This window comes from Lysinibacillus mangiferihumi, from assembly GCF_003049665.1.
GTDB lineage: Bacteria > Bacillota > Bacilli > Bacillales_A > Planococcaceae > Lysinibacillus > Lysinibacillus mangiferihumi.
The window spans coordinates 110,866-127,158 of sequence record NZ_PYWM01000006.1 but is presented as its reverse complement, the minus strand read 5'-3'; the positions used below and the strand labels follow the sequence as shown (position 1 = coordinate 127,158).

20 protein-coding genes are annotated in these 16,293 nt (G+C 37.9%); 5 read left to right on the top strand and 15 right to left on the bottom strand.

What is annotated here, in order from left to right; all coding sequences use genetic code 11:
- Positions 1 to 13 precede the first annotated feature (13 nt).
- Together C9J37_RS08170 and C9J37_RS08165 are read right to left on the bottom strand one after the other, a co-directional pair.
- Positions 14 to 484, bottom strand: coding sequence for a CtsR family transcriptional regulator (locus C9J37_RS08170; protein ID WP_024364400.1), 471 nt, complete (start codon positions 482 to 484; stop codon positions 14 to 16).
- A gap of 247 nt (positions 485 to 731) precedes the next feature.
- Complete coding sequence (locus C9J37_RS08165) at positions 732 to 1,037, bottom strand: DUF4870 domain-containing protein (protein WP_107894980.1); 306 nt, start codon at positions 1,035 to 1,037, stop codon at positions 732 to 734.
- Positions 1,038 to 1,162: 125 nt separating this feature from the next.
- On the opposite strand from C9J37_RS08165, the gene C9J37_RS08160 reads away from it, so the two are divergent.
- Both C9J37_RS08160 and corA read left to right on the top strand, forming a co-directional pair.
- Positions 1,163 to 1,840, top strand: a complete 678-nt coding sequence (locus C9J37_RS08160; protein ID WP_107894979.1) for a class I SAM-dependent methyltransferase — start codon at positions 1,163 to 1,165, stop codon at positions 1,838 to 1,840.
- Positions 1,841 to 2,000: 160 nt separating this feature from the next.
- Positions 2,001 to 2,963: a magnesium/cobalt transporter CorA gene (corA, locus tag C9J37_RS08155; protein ID WP_107894978.1), complete on the top strand. Its 963-nt coding sequence runs from the start codon at positions 2,001 to 2,003 to the stop codon at positions 2,961 to 2,963.
- 198 nt (positions 2,964 to 3,161) lie between these two features.
- On the opposite strand, the gene C9J37_RS08150 is transcribed toward corA, so the two are convergent.
- Complete coding sequence (locus tag C9J37_RS08150) at positions 3,162 to 3,371, bottom strand: hypothetical protein (protein ID WP_024364404.1); 210 nt, start codon at positions 3,369 to 3,371, stop codon at positions 3,162 to 3,164.
- A 320-nt stretch (positions 3,372 to 3,691) separates the two neighbouring features.
- On the opposite strand from C9J37_RS08150, the gene C9J37_RS08145 reads away from it, so the two are divergent.
- The gene (locus C9J37_RS08145; protein WP_107894977.1) at positions 3,692 to 5,002 is read left to right on the top strand and encodes a globin-coupled sensor protein; all 1,311 of its coding nucleotides are present in this window, start codon (positions 3,692 to 3,694) and stop codon (positions 5,000 to 5,002) included.
- 49 nt (positions 5,003 to 5,051) lie between these two features.
- On the opposite strand, the gene C9J37_RS08140 is transcribed toward C9J37_RS08145, so the two are convergent.
- From C9J37_RS08140 to adh, 7 genes are all read right to left on the bottom strand, one after another.
- Positions 5,052 to 5,531 carry an acyl-CoA thioesterase gene (locus C9J37_RS08140; RefSeq protein WP_107894976.1) on the bottom strand — a complete coding sequence of 160 codons (480 nt, stop codon included), beginning with the start codon at positions 5,529 to 5,531 and terminating at the stop codon, positions 5,052 to 5,054.
- Positions 5,532 to 5,600: 69 nt separating this feature from the next.
- Positions 5,601 to 7,028, bottom strand: coding sequence for an aldehyde dehydrogenase family protein (locus C9J37_RS08135; protein ID WP_107894975.1), 1,428 nt, complete (start codon positions 7,026 to 7,028; stop codon positions 5,601 to 5,603).
- A gap of 40 nt (positions 7,029 to 7,068) precedes the next feature.
- The gene (locus tag C9J37_RS08130; protein WP_235617061.1) at positions 7,069 to 7,404 is read right to left on the bottom strand and encodes a DUF4003 domain-containing protein; all 336 of its coding nucleotides are present in this window, start codon (positions 7,402 to 7,404) and stop codon (positions 7,069 to 7,071) included.
- Between the two features lie 37 nt (positions 7,405 to 7,441).
- Positions 7,442 to 7,786 carry a DUF3969 family protein gene (locus tag C9J37_RS08125; protein WP_107894974.1) on the bottom strand — a complete coding sequence of 115 codons (345 nt, stop codon included), beginning with the start codon at positions 7,784 to 7,786 and terminating at the stop codon, positions 7,442 to 7,444.
- 326 nt (positions 7,787 to 8,112) lie between these two features.
- Positions 8,113 to 8,328, bottom strand: coding sequence for a hypothetical protein (locus tag C9J37_RS08120; protein WP_107894973.1), 216 nt, complete (start codon positions 8,326 to 8,328; stop codon positions 8,113 to 8,115).
- A 325-nt stretch (positions 8,329 to 8,653) separates the two neighbouring features.
- Positions 8,654 to 9,016: a DUF779 domain-containing protein gene (locus C9J37_RS08115; protein ID WP_069514259.1), complete on the bottom strand. Its 363-nt coding sequence runs from the start codon at positions 9,014 to 9,016 to the stop codon at positions 8,654 to 8,656.
- Positions 9,017 to 9,037: 21 nt separating this feature from the next.
- Positions 9,038 to 10,558: an aldehyde dehydrogenase gene (gene adh, locus C9J37_RS08110; protein ID WP_107894972.1), complete on the bottom strand. Its 1,521-nt coding sequence runs from the start codon at positions 10,556 to 10,558 to the stop codon at positions 9,038 to 9,040.
- A gap of 239 nt (positions 10,559 to 10,797) precedes the next feature.
- Between adh and rluF the strand changes: the two genes are divergently transcribed.
- Together rluF and C9J37_RS08100 are read left to right on the top strand one after the other, a co-directional pair.
- Positions 10,798 to 11,499, top strand: coding sequence for a 23S rRNA pseudouridine(2604) synthase RluF (rluF, locus tag C9J37_RS08105; protein ID WP_107894971.1), 702 nt, complete (start codon positions 10,798 to 10,800; stop codon positions 11,497 to 11,499).
- A gap of 22 nt (positions 11,500 to 11,521) precedes the next feature.
- Positions 11,522 to 12,241, top strand: coding sequence for a DUF6904 family protein (locus C9J37_RS08100; RefSeq protein WP_107894970.1), 720 nt, complete (start codon positions 11,522 to 11,524; stop codon positions 12,239 to 12,241).
- 117 nt (positions 12,242 to 12,358) lie between these two features.
- Here C9J37_RS08100 and C9J37_RS08095 read toward each other — a convergent pair whose 3' ends face one another.
- The 5 genes from C9J37_RS08095 to C9J37_RS08075 form a co-directional block, all read right to left on the bottom strand.
- Positions 12,359 to 12,856, bottom strand: coding sequence for a cupin domain-containing protein (locus C9J37_RS08095; RefSeq protein ID WP_107894969.1), 498 nt, complete (start codon positions 12,854 to 12,856; stop codon positions 12,359 to 12,361).
- Between the two features lie 124 nt (positions 12,857 to 12,980).
- Positions 12,981 to 13,688: an ABC transporter ATP-binding protein gene (locus C9J37_RS08090; protein WP_107894968.1), complete on the bottom strand. Its 708-nt coding sequence runs from the start codon at positions 13,686 to 13,688 to the stop codon at positions 12,981 to 12,983.
- Complete coding sequence (locus tag C9J37_RS08085; protein WP_107894967.1) at positions 13,688 to 14,467, bottom strand: ABC transporter ATP-binding protein; 780 nt, start codon at positions 14,465 to 14,467, stop codon at positions 13,688 to 13,690. Before C9J37_RS08085 ends, C9J37_RS08090 begins: the two co-directional genes overlap by 1 nt.
- A complete protein-coding gene (locus C9J37_RS08080) occupies positions 14,467 to 15,402 on the bottom strand; it encodes a branched-chain amino acid ABC transporter permease (RefSeq protein ID WP_024364418.1) in 936 nt (311 codons plus the stop codon). The genes C9J37_RS08085 and C9J37_RS08080 overlap by 1 nt, the downstream gene beginning before the upstream one ends.
- A gap of 13 nt (positions 15,403 to 15,415) precedes the next feature.
- On the bottom strand, positions 15,416 to 16,291 hold the full coding sequence (locus tag C9J37_RS08075; protein WP_024364419.1) for a branched-chain amino acid ABC transporter permease: 876 nt from the start codon (positions 16,289 to 16,291) through the stop codon (positions 15,416 to 15,418).
- Between the last annotated feature and the right edge of the window lie 2 nt (positions 16,292 to 16,293).

Sequence of the window (16,293 nt, the reverse complement as noted above, 5' to 3'; positions counted from 1 at the left end):
TTCCCTCACCTCTTTACTTTTGCTTTTCGTATTTTATAGTGGTTAACATCGCTCGCAAAATTTTCGCTCGAATGCTATCCCGTAAAGGTAGCTGCAAATCTAAAGTCGAGCGGTCAACCGCTGCTAACATTAATTTCGCTTCTCGCTTTGAAATAACCTGCTCATCAATTAAACGATATACTAAATCCTCCGCCACCGTTTGCGAGGCTCCACCTTCAATTTGTAGGAGCACATCATCGATTAAATCAATTTGTGAGTTTGCACGGACACGTAAAATTCGAATGTATCCACCCCCACCCCGTTTACTTTCAACAAGGTAACCCCGCTCGGCTGTAAATCTTGTATTAATTACATAATTTATTTGTGAGGGCACACATTGAAATTTATCTGCAATTTCACTTCGTTTAATTTCAATATGCCCTTCTCCACCTAATTCAAGTACTTGCTTTAAGTAGCCTTCTATGATGTCTGAAATATTACGCATGTTAGGAATACACCTCGCTTACCTCACTGACTTTGACTATCTTTGACTATCTTTGAGTATATTATACAAAACGCTTGAAAATAATTGCAATTAATTCGCACAGAGAAATGTCTAAAGCAATTGTTATCGCTAATTGGCTTGTAAAAGAATTTTAACCATCGAAAACGTACTTATCCTTTAATGTACCCTTTTACTTATAGAAAAAACGCAAGCATATGCTTTTTGCATATACTTGCGTCTTTATAAATTATACCCAGCGACCAACAATCGGATAACGCCAAGGTTCCTCTAAAATAGCCTTTACGATTCCTATAATTGGTACGATGTATACCATAGCGATAAATACTAGTAAGAAAGGTAAACCAATTAATACAAAACTTAAAATAATGGCAATGACAATTAGTACGCCCATTACGATTTGGAACAATAAAGCTTGCACAGAAACGGTTTTCACTTCTTCTTCCGAACTAATTAAGAAAAATATAATCGGCACTAAAAATGGCGCAAAAAACGCACTGGCATGTATGATGACCTTAGACCATTTTGTTTCCATATATGCAACCTTCCCTTTTTAATATGTCTTTATTATTAATACTATTATTTACGGAGCAATACGCTAAATAGTTTCAAATCGTTTCGACAATTTTAAAATTAATTTGAAAGGTATGTGATACACAGATGGAATTTAACAGCACACTTGCGAACGAGTATGAAAAAGGCATTCGTCGTACTTTACCGAGTTACGATACGATGCTTCGTTTAACGAAAACTTTTTATCAATCCGCTTTACAAGAGAATGCTAGTTTTTTAGTTGTTGGTTCAGGCAGTGGCAATGAAATACTACAGTTAGCTGAACAAAGGCCACAGTGGTCCTTTGTCGGTATCGATCCATCTGAAGCCATGTTGGAAATTGCAGAAAACCGTCTACATTCACTACCAAATGCGATTTCATTACTACAAGGCACCATGCTAACTGCACCAATCCCTGCAACAAAGTTTGATGCTGCTAGCTGTATACTTGTACTTCATTTTATTGATTCCTATGAGGAGAAGCTTGCTACATTAAAAGGGATTGCAAGCCATTTAAAATCAGGGGCACCATTTGTACTTGTTTCTAAATATGGACAGCTTAACTCTTCTGAAACAGAGCTACAATTTGACCTCTGGCGCGCGTATTGGCTGCAGCACACAAAACTTTCCACTACTGATTTAGCTAGCATGGAGCAGTCCATTCGCTCGCTTTCATTTATGCGTGAAGATGACATTGTTACGCTTCTACAGCAGGCAGGCTTTACGCAGCCATCACGTTTTTTTGCAACGACATTATTTGGTGGTTGGATATGCTATAAAGAGTAAGGTTCCATCCCTTCCTGATGCATCCTTGCAACTTAGTGGTGTACTATAAGTACTACGGGTACTTGATCTGACGTTTCCAATGTCTTCTTTTACTTTTTACGCTTTGAGGGGAGACTTCGTGCTTATTTAAAATGAGAAAAACAGATTTGAGGTGAATGCCGTGATTCGCACGATGGCCATGACGAAAGATCAACAATTAATAAAGGACTTTCCACTTGAAAACATTAAGCAAAACCATTACGAATGGTATTGGGTAGATTTTAGTTGCCCAACTACTGAAGAAGAATTATTGCTCGATACATTTTTCCACTTTCATCCACTTGCGATTGAAGACTGCTTAATGCGTTTACAACGACCAAAGTTGGATTTTTACGAAGACTATCACTTTTTCGTTATTCATAAACTGAATGAAGAAACGTTAATTGCTGAGGAATTAAATATTTTCGTTTCCGATCATTTTATTGTGACATTCCACAAAAATGTAGCACCTGAAATCGATAAAGTACAGAAGCTTTTAGAAGAGCAACCGAAATATTGGGAACGCGGTACTTTTTTCCTTACCTATCAAACGATTGATAAAATAGTTGATAGTTATTTCCCTCTCGTCTATAAAATTGAGGACCATTTGAATGCGCTTGAAGATGAATTAACTTATCAAAGTAATGTAAATGCGATGCAAATTGTTTTTGAATTCCGCAGTGATTTGCTCCATTTACGACGCACCATTTTACCAATGCGCGACCTATTATACCGAATACTTAATTCTTATCGCTTTGCCCTAAAAAAATCAGAAAGAGCCTACTTCGGGGATATTCACGACCATTTAGTCAAGCTTACGGAAATGGTCGAATCTAATCGTGAGCTGACCGCAGATATGCGTGATAGCTATATGGCTATGAACTCTAGCCGAATGAATGGCATTATGATGATGCTTACAATTGTCTCCACCATTTTCATTCCATTAACATTTATAGCAGGAGTTTATGGCATGAATTTTGATAATATGCCTGAACTACATGGCCGTTACAGCTACTTTATCGTTCTCGGTATTATGCTATTGATTGGGTTATTTATGTTGGCGTTTTTCAAATATAAAGGCTGGTTCAAATTGTTTAAACCGTAACTTAAAACAGTAACAAAACAATTTTTTTGAAAAACAAAATCCGCGCATAGCTCTCTAGGGAAAATAGACATGAGGAACAACATCTTACATTCGTACATGTTGCAACTCATGCTTTACCCACAGAAGGCGAAACGCGGATTTTTAATTTTAAAAAATAGTTGGTTTTACTTGGGGAACTTTTAAATGTCTCCACTATAATTAATAGGGACCTCGATCATCTACTTTATTTTCACCTTGCTGCGGGAATAAAAAGTATGCCAGTACGCCCGATATTAGTGTTGCACAAATCGTTATTAATAGTTGGTTTAAGTCAGGTACCTCTGCATAATAGTTCGTTAACATATAAACAGATCCAATTGCTACAATTACCATCACAGGAATCACAAACTTAAAACGCTTCTTCTCCATGTAATACCTCCTCAATACGATTTCTTTCACATACATTTTTTGTTACGCTAAACAGTTCGTATTTTACATGTTTCCTAAATGAAATTCAAATTACGCTTTATGAACGAAACGCTATTGCTTAAAGATAAATCTGAAATATGTCCGCCAAGAATGTGAAAAATTATAGAAATAAACGAAATTTTTAACCAAATACACTACAAAAAATAGTAGAATAGATTAAATACCATATATTCACCAAATTTACAAACCTAACAATATATACACAAAGCGTCTTCGATACCTATATTATTATGGATTTATAAAGAATGGAGCAGACAACAATGAGTTGGTTTTCAAAAAAGAACAATTATGGTTATTCAATTACACTAACACCAGAAGCGTTTATACAACAAGTACAATTAGATGTTTCTAATCATCCTAAGTTACAAAAACAATTACAACTATTAGACTTAACTACTGAAGATTTAGCCATCATTAAACAATTGCAGCCATTAGTGAAAAATGTGATTCCTGAAATGGTCGATCAATTTTATGCAGCGATTAGCTTAAGCCAAAATTTATTAGATATTATTAACAGAACATCACAAATCGACCGTTTAAAAGTGACTTTACATAAGCATCTAAGTGATATGTTCGAAAGTCGTATTAATGACGACTACATTAAAGAAAGAAAGGCAATCGCTGAGACACATGTTCGAATTGGGCTCCAATCAAAGTGGTATATCGCTTCATTCCAATCATTAACTTCGACTTTTACAAACTTTACGAATGATTTAGATATTTCAAAGCATGACGCTATCCGTGCCATCAATGCCTTTTGTAAACTGATTAACTTTGAACAGCAACTTGTGATTGAGGCTTATGAAAAAGAAGAAGAACGTATTCGTAGCGTTGCAGATAAAACGAAGCACGCACTTGTTACGACAATTCAAAGTACGGCAGAAGAGTTAAATGCAATCAGCGAAGAAACAGCCGCTTCCCTTTTAGTCATCTCCTCTCAAACCGATGATATTGCCGTAGCCACTAAACAAGGTTTGAATTTCGTTGCCGATACACAGGACAAATCTAGACGTGGACAGCAGCAATTACAAGAACAAAACGACTTAATACATGTTATTTTGCAAAGTGTTAATAGCCTTGAAGTAACGATGAACCAATTGCGCACGTCGTCTCAAAAAATCTCTGAAATTGTTGGACTTGTTACCGGTATTGCAGATCAAACTAATTTATTAGCACTTAATGCTTCCATTGAAGCCGCTCGTGCTGGGGAGCATGGCAAAGGCTTTGCTGTTGTAGCAGAAGAAGTCCGCAAGCTTGCAGAAGAAACAAAAAGCGCTGTACAAAACGTGTCACACCTTATAAAAGAAACAGAAAGTAACATTTCAACAATGGCGAATTCAGTTATCAATGTGGACCAAAAAATCCAACATAGCGTTGATACACAAACAAGCCTATCTAAATCATTTAATGATATTGCAGACGCTGTATCAGGTATTCAACAACAATATGTAAATACAGCTAGGGATATTTCTGCCATTTCAAATTTAATTACAGAGTTATCGCAAGGGGCAACACTCGTCTCCTCTTCTTCTGACTCACTCATTAATGTTGTAAATGAATTAAACATATAACACAACTAAAAAAGGAAATTGATCACATCGTATCAATTTCCTTTTCGTTTTAATGTGCCAAAGCACGTTTTTGCTTGCGATGCTCTCGTCGAGCCGGACCTGTTTCAAACAGCCGTTTTTCAGCATCCGTTTCCGGGAAAATAGCAGGAACAGCCTTCGGTTTACCATCATCATCTACTGCAACCATCGTTACAAATGATTCGGTTGTTAATTTTTCTTCACCCGTCTCAATGTTACGAGAAATAACACGGACATAGACTTCCATAGATGAACGTCCTGTGGATGACACGATACTTTCAATTTCAAGAATATCACCCACATGCGCTGCTGATAAAAAATCAACAGAATCAATGGAGGCAGTGACAACATGCCCTTTTGCATGCTTCATCGCTGTAATTGCGGCAATTTCGTCAATATAAGCTAACACTCTTCCACCAAAAATGGAATTATGATTATTAGTATCCGGTGGTAATACGAGACGCGTCTGAACCGTACGTGATTGGCTCATAGGTATAGCATTGGTTGTCATAGTTCTAGTTACTTCCTTTCATGTAATGTCCTTTCGTCATCGTATCGTAGAAAAAGAATGGATGCAAATTTAGAATGATTTTTTCATCGTTATAAACTTCATATCCGTCATTTCTTCAATCGCCCATTTAATACCCTCTCGACCGTAGCCACTCATTTTCACACCGCCATACGGCATATTATCGACTCGGAATGTTGGAATATCATTAATAATAACAGCACCTGCTTGTAATTCATCGGCTGCACGTAATGCATCTGGCAAGACATTCGTAAAAATCCCTGCATTTAAGCCAAGTTCCGACTCATTCACTAGTCGAATTGCGTCGTCTAATGTTTCATATGAAACAATTGACACGATTGGCGCAAATGTTTCCTGACAAACAATTTTCATATCGGCAGTCACGTTTGTCATTACTGTTGGTGTTAATGTACGTTCAGTAAATGTTCCACCCGTAGCAACGACTGCACCTTGAGCCTTCGCTTCCTCAATCCATGCACGAATACGACTAACTTCATTCGGATTAATCATGGCACTGACATCTGTATTTTTATCGAGTGGATCACCGACAACTAACTTTTCCGTTTGAGCTACAAATGCTTTTGTAAAAGCATCAACAATCGAGGCATGTACATAAATACGCTGAAGCGAAATACACACTTGTCCTGCAAAGCTAAACGCTCCGCTAACACAACGCGCGACAATTTTTTCAATAGGGGTCGATGGCTCAACAATCACCGCCGCATTTGAGCCTAGCTCTAACGTTACTTTGCGCAAGCCTACTTTTTCTTTTATGCCTAATCCAACCTTACCACTTCCAGTGAAGGTCACTTTTTTCACGAATGGATGAGTCACAAGTGTGTCACTTAGCTCACCACCACTACCCGTAACGATTTGTAGCGCGCCATCTGGTAATCCTGCTTCTTTAAATATTTCCGCCATTACAATTGCACTGAGCGGTGTTTGGGTTGCTGGCTTTAACACGACCGTATTCCCCACAGCAAAGGCAGGTCCCAATTTATGTGCAACTAAGTTAAAAGGAAAGTTAAACGGTGTAATGGCAGAAATAACGCCTAATGGCTCACGCTTTGTCCAGCCAATGCGGTCGCCAGCTCCAGGCGCAGCATCCATCGGTACCGTTTCCCCTTTCACCTGTTTCGCTCCTTCGGCTGCAAACTGATAGGTTGCAATCGTGCGTTCTATTTCAGGTAATCCTGCTGAAATAGGTTTACCCGCCTCTTGTGCTAAAATTTCGGCCAATTCGTCTTTTCGACGTCGCATAATGTCGACTACTTTATATAAAATTTCGGCACGGTCGTATGCAGTAGTTTGTTTAAATGAAAGAAAAGCATTTTGGGCACCTTCAATTGCTTGCTCAACATCTGAAACAGATGCCTTGGCAACCTTTGCAATCATCTCACCGTTATAAGGCGAAGTTAATTCATAGGTTTCCTTCGCTTCTTGCCATTGTCCATTTATCCAAAGCTTTGTTTCGTTCATTTTCAATACACCTCCGAATATTCTGTTCCTCTTTAGTTTATCATGAAGTGCTGGAATTTGACGCTACTGCTGCTGCGGTCATGGCGGATATCATCGCCGCCTGTTGTGCCTGAATTAGTAATTCAATAGATGACATAATTGCTATAGATAATGATTGTTGCACTTTAGCCATATCATAAATAGCAATTTGAACCGCCATAAACAACACAAATTCTTGATGCCACTTCAATAATTTCATTCCCTTTAATTCATGATACAAATCAATAATTTGCTGAAGTTGACCTTTATTCATTTGAAAATTAATCTTTGTATAACACAGTATAAAAAAAGGCAGCCCGTTTAGCATGATAAAACCAGCTGCTCTAGAGAAGTACACATTGTCCTCTTTCTACTACTACTTAAAATCAAACGAATCAATTTATTGATTCAATAACTTTATTTCGAAATTTATATGCTTTTCTTTGTTCTAATTGAACAATACTTTCATATTCAATTTCGCTTAAACTTTCAAATAATTTTTCAGGCATTAGACTCACTATATCTTCTAATTCAGTGCCTAAATGAATAATTTCTAATATTTCTTTTGAAATTCCTTTAGACTGTAATAAATCCATAGTATAAGGGTTAAATAAAACTTTTTCAGTTTCTTCGATTGTTAATAAATCTTTTTTTAACGCCTCAATTAAACCTATTACATTTATGAGTAGTAGTTTTTCTAATTCTTCGTTATTTGTAGTATTCAATAATAATTTATTCATATTTAATTATTTTACACTCCAACCTTGCTTAACTTTAACATCATAAACTAAACCTGATTTACTTTGAAAATAATGAATAGAAATAATTAGGGCAGTTCTAACTACTTTTACTTCACTTATTTTTCATGACTAAAGTGGGTTATAATCTGTTCATTAGGTACCCAATTAAAGAGTTATCATGTAAGACACGTAATTGGATGACGATCCTTCATTTCTTCAATAATGTGATAACAATCTGGATAAGTTGGCATTCCTCCATTATATCTTTTCGTTTTTCAATAGCGTATTTACTGCTTGCTCCGTACCATCTTGCTCCATCATATTTGCTACCCTATTGATGTACGCAATGGCGACATCCACGATGTTTGACTCTTCATTTCTTCTATAACAGCTTTAAACTTTTCTGTATCAAACATTTTCCCCGCTGCAACATATGTGCTGGCAATAGCTAAAATAATTTTGCGATCAACTGCCCTGCCTGCAACCTTCGATACAGCCTCTACCGTTTGTGTAAATTGGTTTTCAATTATAACAATATTCATCTTCCGCACACTCCTTTTCACTATTTACGTAATATTCTGTTGTAAAGATTCAATCATTTTGTAACAAAAAACATAAAAAGTAAACTTAAATTAATGTAAGAATTAGGTATTATATGGTTAAATAACGATAATAAACGATGAATGGGGGCTTTATTATGATTGAAAGAACCATAAAAAAATACTTATTCACTCAAACTTTACAACACCGAATACAGCTTTATTTATTATTGCGAAATTCCACAACGAACGTAAGTCTACATACTCTTTTCCAAAAAAATTAGCATAAAAAAACAGCGACAAAAATGCTTTTTGCCGCTGTCCCTAACTATTCGATTAAACCTAGCTCTTTTAACTCTTCTGTCGAAAAAGCTCTAGACCTTGTTAAAAACCGCTTACCTTCTACGCCTTCAAGAGAGAACATACCGCCTCTGCCGTCAACTACGTCTAAAATAATTTGTGTATGCTTCCAATAATCATATTGGTTTTTGTGCATATAAAATGGTGTGCCCCCTACCTCACCTAAACATATATCCTGCTCACCTAATATTAAGTCACCGTCAGGATAACACATCGGAGAGGAACCATCGCAGCATCCCCCTGATTGATGAAACATAACCGGTCCATGCTTTTCCTTCAATAATTCGATTAGTGCCAGCGCTTCTTCTGTTGCTAAAACACGTTCAACCACGCGTTAGCACCTCCTTACTAATTAGAAGAAACCAAGTTTGTTTTCGTTATAGCTTACTAATAAGTTTTTCGTTTGTTGATAATGCGATAGCATCATTTTATGTGTCTCACGACCGATTCCTGACATTTTATAGCCACCGAACGCTGCATGTGCAGGATATGCATGGTAGCAGTTTGTCCAAACACGCCCCGCTTGAATACCACGTCCAAAACGATAAGCTGTATTCATATCACGTGTCCAAATGCCCGAACCTAATCCATACAATGTATCATTGGCAATTTCCAATGCCTCTTCTTTTGTTTTAAATGTTGTCACTGCAACAACTGGGCCAAAAATTTCTTCTTGGAAGATACGCATCTTATTGTGCCCTTTGAAGACAGTTGGTTTAACGTAGTAGCCATTTTCAAAGCCTGCCCCTACATTATTTTTCTCGCCTCCAATTAGACATTGTGCACCTTCTTGTTTACCAATATCTAAGTAAGACAGAATTTTTTCCATTTGCTCACTTGAAGCCTGTGCACCCATCATGGTATTCGGATCTAACGGATTGCCAACTTGAATCGCTTCGACACGTTGTAATACACGCTCCATGAACTTGTCATAAATCGATTCTTGAATTAATGCGCGTGAAGGACATGTACAAACTTCACCTTGGTTCAGGGCAAACAATACAAAGCCCTCTACCGCTTTATCTAAAAAGGCATCATCTTCATCCATAATATCTTCGAAGAAAATATTTGGAGACTTTCCACCCAATTCTAACGTAACTGGAATAAGATTTTGAGAAGCATACTGCATAATTAAACGACCTGTTGTCGTTTCACCTGTAAAGGCAATTTTGCCAATACGAGGGTTGGATGCAAGTGGTTTTCCTGCTTCTAAACCGAACCCGTTCACCACGTTTAGTACGCCTGGTGGCAATAAATCACCAATCAACTCTACTAATACCATAATAGATACTGGTGTTTGCTCTGCTGGCTTTAACACAACACAGTTGCCTGCAGCAAGGGCAGGAGCTAGTTTCCATACAGCCATTAATATTGGGAAGTTCCAAGGAATGATTTGACCCACTACCCCAATTGGCTCATGGAAATGGTAAGCAACTGTATCATTATCAATTTGACTTAGCGCGCCTTCTTGTGCACGTAAAGCACCAGCAAAATAACGGAAGTGATCTATCGCTAAAGGGATATCTGCATTTAACGTTTCCCGTACTGCCTTACCGTTATCCCATGTTTCGGCAACGGCTAACTTTTCTAAGTATTGTTCAATACGGTCCGCAATTTTAAGTAAAATGTTAGCACGCTCTGTAGCGGATGTTTGTCCCCATGCATCTTTTGCTGCATGTGCTGCATCAAGTGCAAGTTCAATATCCTCAGCAGAGGAACGCGCTGCTTGTGTAAAAACTTGTCCAGTAACAGGAGTGACATTATCGAAGTATTGACCTTTCACTGGGGGTGTCCATTCTCCACCAATGTAATTATCGTATCTTTCTTTGAATTGAACTACCGATCCTTCAGTGTTTGGAAATGCATAAACCATTTTACTTCTCCCCTTTACACATAATAGAAAATATCTAGAAAAATCGTAATTATATATCGAAATAACGATATTTTCATAGAAACCTTCTTACCCACTATATTGTCAGAAATGCATGATTATTTCAACTTTTTAAATTAAAATTTTGTAATATTTATTTTTAGTAGAAAAGCTTCTAGAATTCACGCTATAAACAACGATAGGGTATACTTAAGCTACGATAAAATGTTTAGGAGAACTATATGAGAATTAACAAATATTTAAGTGAAGCGGGCATCGTGTCTCGTCGTGGTGCTGATAAATGGGTCGAAGAAGGTAAAGTAACAATCAATGGCGTACTTGCTACTGTGGGCAGCCAAGTAGAAGCGGGCGATAGTGTTTGTGTGGATGGCAAAGAGGTAAAAAAAGAAGAGCAACTAGTTTATATTGCCTTAAACAAACCAGTTGGTATTACAAGTACAACAGAGCGTCATATCAAAGGAAATGTCGTTGATTTTATCAACCATCCTCTACGCATTTTCCATATTGGTCGACTGGATAAGGAATCTGAAGGATTATTATTAATGACCAATGATGGCGATATTGTAAATAAAATTCTACGTGCAGAAAACCACCATGAAAAAGAATATATCGTACAAGTTGATAAGCCGATAACAGAACAATTTATTAAAAAGATGGCTGCTGGCGTTGATATTTTAGATACAACGACATTACCTTGCTACGTTGAAAAAATTTCAGATAAAGTGTTTAAAATTATTTTAGAGCAAGGCTTAAATCGCCAAATACGCCGTATGTGTTCAGCATTAGGTTATTCCGTTAAACGATTACAGCGCATACGCATTATGAATATTAAGCTTGGCAATTTAAAGGTCGGTCAATGGCGCGATCTAACTGATAAAGAGCGAGCAGAATTATTTAAACTACTTCATTACACAGTAAAATAAAGCAATTGGGAGGATTGGAAAGATGCTTTCTATTCAAAGTACTGAACAACTTACGGGTGTACGAATAAGCGGTGACTTTTGGGATTTAGATGCCCTTATTCAAGCGATTTATCAAGTAACTGGAGATGAAAACAAATACTACGATTACCAAGGTGCGCGACTTCGCATTCTTGGTATTTGCCGTAATCTCCGTCAAGCAATGCAAGGTGAGCATCAGCTTGAATTTGTCAGTAATGGACTGAACAAAAGTATACTTTCTCGACATGAAACGATTTTTCCAACTAAAAATGTCTACTACGGGACAGAGGTACTGTGGCCGGAGCTTCTTTTTACAGCGATTGCTTTAAATGATTTCATTCGCTTACATCGGGAATTGATTGATTCTTCCGATTGGAATGGTGATGTGGCAACGATTCGTAAATTCCAAGCAGCGGTTGCTGACTGTCTGGAGCAAGAGCTTACGGAAGATGAATTTTTAGTATTTTTAAGGATGATTCATTCAAAGAGCCCTTTAACCTTCCGCTATGCTACGCAGTATGTAGATGTACTAAATTTGGAATACATAGATTTAAATACACAAACACGCAAAGCGCATTTAGCCTCCTTTGCACTTCGTTTAATGTTAGAAGATGAAGAATACATTGAACTTAAATCGCAATTAATCGAAGTTGCCAGTACGACAAAAAAAGCACTACATGAAATTCCAATCAATGCAAGCTACCCTGAAGAAATTTTATGGTAATCTAGGACAAAAGAGAAAAGGTGTTAGATTGATGGCAGTCAATCTAACACCTTTTTTGCTCGCCGTTGTTGTTGGCTTCGACGGTATACCTAGTGCTCTCTGCTAAACTCTTTGTGACTATTTAATCGTCTCGTAAGCCATTTTACGAATAACCGCTTCATGTTGCGGATAATCAGCTAAAAGCTCATCTTGTGTAAATAGCTCAAAGTCCTCAAAATCAAAACCTGGTGCTACCATGCAGCCTACTAAACTAAATGTATTGGCATCCTCAACAGACGAACCGAAAATCGTATTTTTCGGCACCGCCACCTGTGGCACCTCACCCGCTTCTATATTTAAGCCTAATTTTTTTGCCTCATATGTACCATCAGGGAAAATCATATGAACCGTTAATGGGCTACCTGCATGATAATACCAAAGCTCATCTGACTTTAAGCGATGTAAATGAGAGATATCTTGCGAACGTAATAAAAAATAAATGCTTGTATAAATCGGTCGTTCTACATCTCTTACAGCTATTTCCTCTGTCGATTTAAACGTAGAAATATAGTATCCGCCATCAGGATGTTGTGCCAATGCTAATTTTTCTATAAAATATTGTGCTGAATAGTGCATGCTAACCTCACTCCTTTTTCCCACCTTACCAAAAAAGAAAGGTTTCGCGCTACTTCCATCTATTATCGTCGTTCTACAACATGAAAAAGGGTATCTCGAATCAATTCCGAGACACCCCTTCCGATTACATACCACCTAAATATGCCGCTTTTACTTGTTCACTTTCTTGTAGCTCTTTCGCTGTACCCGATAATACAATACGTCCTGTTTCAAGTACATATGCGCGGTCAGCTACCGATAATGCCATATTGGCATTCTGCTCTACCAGCAATACCGTTGTACCTTCTTTATTAACTTGTTCAATGATATTGAAGATATTTTTTACCATAAGTGGTGCAAGCCCCATTGAAGGCTCATCCATTAACAACAACTTTGGTTTTGCCATTAATGCACGACCCATCGCCAGCATTTGTTGCTCACCACCAGATAATGTGCCAGATTGCTGTTTACGACGCTCCATTAGACGCGGGAATAACTCAAAGACATGATCCATATCTTTCTTTATGCCAGCCTTATCGTTACGCAAGTATGCGCCAAGCTCAAGGTTTTCCTCTACTGACATATTAGCGAATACACGGCGACCTTCAGGCACGTGTGAAATACCTGATTTTACAATGGTTTGCGCAGCCTTACCTGCAATCGAGAAGCCTTCATATTCAAGGATGCCTCCTTTAGGTTTTAATAAGCCTGACAAGGTTTTTAATAATGTACTTTTACCAGCACCATTGGCACCAATTAATGTGACAATTTCCCCCTCGTTAACCTCTAAAGAGACGCCTTTTAATGCTTGAATATTTCCATAGAATACATCAATATTTTGTACTTTTAGCATTAGCTGATTACCTCCTCACCAAGGTACGCTTCAATGACCTTTGGATTGTTGCGAATTTCTTCTGGTGTCCCATCAGCGATTAGTTGCCCGTGGTCGAGGACGTAAATTCGTTCACATATCCCCATTACTAAGCTCATATCGTGCTCAATTAGTAGAATCGTTAATCCAAACTCTTTACGAATAAACGCAATTAGTTCCATTAAGTCATGTGTTTCTTGTGGATTCATCCCTGCCGCTGGTTCATCAAGTAACAATAGCTTTGGATTTGCCGCTAATGCACGTGCAATCTCCAGACGACGCTGCATACCATACGGAAGGTTTTTTGCTAACTCATTCTTATAAATATCTAAGCCAAATATTTTTAAGAATTCCGTTGATTGCTGTTCCATTGCCGCTTCACCTTTAAAGTGACTAGGCAAACGGAAAATAGATGACCACATCGAATGTTTTGCTAGAGAATGGTTCGCTACTTTTACATTATCTAATACAGATAGTTCTTTAAAAAGACGAATATTTTGGAACGTACGGCTAATACCTTTTTGCGTTACTTGATAGGGTGCAAGGCCATTTAACTTTAATCCGTCAAATGTAATCGTTCCTTCAGTAGGTGTATACACACCTGTGAGCATGTTAAAACTTGTTGTTTTACCTGCACCATTTGGTCCGATTAGACCTACTAATTCACCTTGATTTAGGTACATATTAACGCCCTGTACCGCCTTTAAACCACCGAATTGAATACCCATGTTCTCTACTTTGATAAGAAGGTTTCCAGTCATTATTTTGTACCTCCTTTTTTACCAAACTTAAATAAGTGCGTAATTTCCTTTGTCCCCATTAAACCGGTTGGACGGTATAGCATAACAATGATCAATACTAAGCTGTAAATGATCATTCGCGTTTCTGGGAAGTTCGCTAAGTATGTTGAAATCAACGTTAAAAATACCGCTGCAATAACAGAACCTGAAAGACTTCCTAAGCCCCCAAGAACAACGTAAATTAATATATCAAATGATTTTAAGAAACCGAACGTAGTCGGTTGAATAATGTAGAAGTTATGTGCAAAAATAGCGCCTGCAAGACCGGCAAAGAAAGAGCCAATCGCGAATGCAACAACTTTATAGTAAGTTGTATTAATACCCATGGCATCCGCAGCGATTTCATCTTCTCGAATGGAAATACAAGCACGTCCGTGACGAGAATTTGTAAAGTTAGAAATCACTAAAATCGTTAATACAACACCTACGAATGCATATGTCCAATTCGATAAATATTTCACTTGCATCCCCGCTGCCCCACCGACGTAATCCGTATTTAAAAAGACAATACGAATAATCTCAGCAAAGCCAAGTGTTGCAATGGCTAAATAATCCCCTTTTAAACGTAGTGTTGGAATACCTACGATTAAACCAGCTACTGCTGCTGCAAGCGCCCCTAGGAAAATAGCTAACGGGAACGGCAGCATTAGCTTTGTTGTAATAATAGCTGAAATATAAGCACCAACTGCAAGGAAACCGGCATGTCCAATAGAGAATTGCCCCGTAACCCCGATAACGATGTGCAAGCTAACAGCTAGCATGATGTTAATGCACATGGTGATTAACATATTTTTATAGTACAAGTCAATTACTTCTGTTGTAATAAGTGCCTGAACAACCACATAGATGACTAGCGCTAATACTGCATAGCCCCAGAAAACTTTAGACTTCTTCATCATTACCGCTCACCTACACTTTCTCGCGGGCGTTTTTACCGAAGATACCCGATGGTCTGAAAATCAAGATTAAAATTAAAATGACAAATGCTGCTGCATCGCGCCATAAAGAGAATCCAAGTGCACTTACAAATGATTCCACGACACCTAGTAGCATACCGCCAACCATTGCCCCTGGAATAATACCAATACCACCAAGAACCGCAGCGATGAACGCTTTAACCCCTGGAATAACACCCATTAACGGGTCAATTTTTGTATAATACACACCGAAGATTACACCCGCAGCTCCAGCTAATGCAGAACCTATAGCAAATGTTGCTGAAATGGTATTATCTACGTTAATCCCCATTAGGCGTGCCGCATCTGCATCATGTGAAACTGCGCGCATCGCCTTGCCAATTTTTGTTTTATGTACGATGAATTGTAAAAGAATCATCAGTACGATAGAGACAGATAAAATTAAAATGGATGTACTGCTAATTTGAACACCGAAGACATCAAATGTTGTATTTTTAATGACTTCAGGATATGCTGCTGGCTGTGCCCCTCTGAAGAAAATTGTCGTATATTCGATTAATAGCGACACCCCGATTGCTGTAATTAAAGCAGCAATACGCGTCGCATTTCGTAACCGTTTATATGCTATACGTTCTATTAACACACCAAAAATTGCGCAAACTGCCATTGCTAATAATAATGCTGGTAAAAAGCCCAGCTCCCATTTAGCAATTGCGTAAAAGCCAATAAATGCCCCAATCATGAAAACATCACCGTGGGCGAAGTTAATGAGCTTAATAATACCGTATACCATCGTATACCCTAACGCTATTAACGCGTAGATACTACCTAGTGAAATACCATTCACAAGCTGTTGTATCCATTCCATGA

What these genes read in the sequence shown, in the direction of transcription:
- adh (WP_107894972.1), bottom strand. Translation starts at nt 10,558, where the DNA reads ATGGTTTATGCATTTCCAAACACTGAAGGATCGGTAGTTCAATTCAAA.
- C9J37_RS08100 (WP_107894970.1), top strand. Translation starts at nt 11,522, where the DNA reads ATGCTTTCTATTCAAAGTACTGAACAACTTACGGGTGTACGAATAAGC.
- C9J37_RS08075 (WP_024364419.1), bottom strand. Translation starts at nt 16,291, where the DNA reads ATGGAATGGATACAACAGCTTGTGAATGGTATTTCACTAGGTAGTATC.
- C9J37_RS08080 (WP_024364418.1), bottom strand. Translation starts at nt 15,402, where the DNA reads ATGAAGAAGTCTAAAGTTTTCTGGGGCTATGCAGTATTAGCGCTAGTC.
- C9J37_RS08165 (WP_107894980.1), bottom strand. Translation starts at nt 1,037, where the DNA reads ATGGAAACAAAATGGTCTAAGGTCATCATACATGCCAGTGCGTTTTTT.
- C9J37_RS08160 (WP_107894979.1), top strand. Translation starts at nt 1,163, where the DNA reads ATGGAATTTAACAGCACACTTGCGAACGAGTATGAAAAAGGCATTCGT.
- C9J37_RS08090 (WP_107894968.1), bottom strand. Translation starts at nt 13,688, where the DNA reads ATGCTAAAAGTACAAAATATTGATGTATTCTATGGAAATATTCAAGCA.
- C9J37_RS08085 (WP_107894967.1), bottom strand. Translation starts at nt 14,467, where the DNA reads ATGACTGGAAACCTTCTTATCAAAGTAGAGAACATGGGTATTCAATTC.
- C9J37_RS08145 (WP_107894977.1), top strand. Translation starts at nt 3,692, where the DNA reads ATGAGTTGGTTTTCAAAAAAGAACAATTATGGTTATTCAATTACACTA.
- C9J37_RS08135 (WP_107894975.1), bottom strand. Translation starts at nt 7,028, where the DNA reads ATGAACGAAACAAAGCTTTGGATAAATGGACAATGGCAAGAAGCGAAG.
- C9J37_RS08140 (WP_107894976.1), bottom strand. Translation starts at nt 5,531, where the DNA reads ATGACAACCAATGCTATACCTATGAGCCAATCACGTACGGTTCAGACG.
- C9J37_RS08170 (WP_024364400.1), bottom strand. Translation starts at nt 484, where the DNA reads ATGCGTAATATTTCAGACATCATAGAAGGCTACTTAAAGCAAGTACTT.
- rluF (WP_107894971.1), top strand. Translation starts at nt 10,798, where the DNA reads ATGAGAATTAACAAATATTTAAGTGAAGCGGGCATCGTGTCTCGTCGT.
- C9J37_RS08120 (WP_107894973.1), bottom strand. Translation starts at nt 8,328, where the DNA reads ATGAATATTGTTATAATTGAAAACCAATTTACACAAACGGTAGAGGCT.
- C9J37_RS08125 (WP_107894974.1), bottom strand. Translation starts at nt 7,786, where the DNA reads ATGAATAAATTATTATTGAATACTACAAATAACGAAGAATTAGAAAAA.
- C9J37_RS08095 (WP_107894969.1), bottom strand. Translation starts at nt 12,856, where the DNA reads ATGCACTATTCAGCACAATATTTTATAGAAAAATTAGCATTGGCACAA.
- C9J37_RS08150 (WP_024364404.1), bottom strand. Translation starts at nt 3,371, where the DNA reads ATGGAGAAGAAGCGTTTTAAGTTTGTGATTCCTGTGATGGTAATTGTA.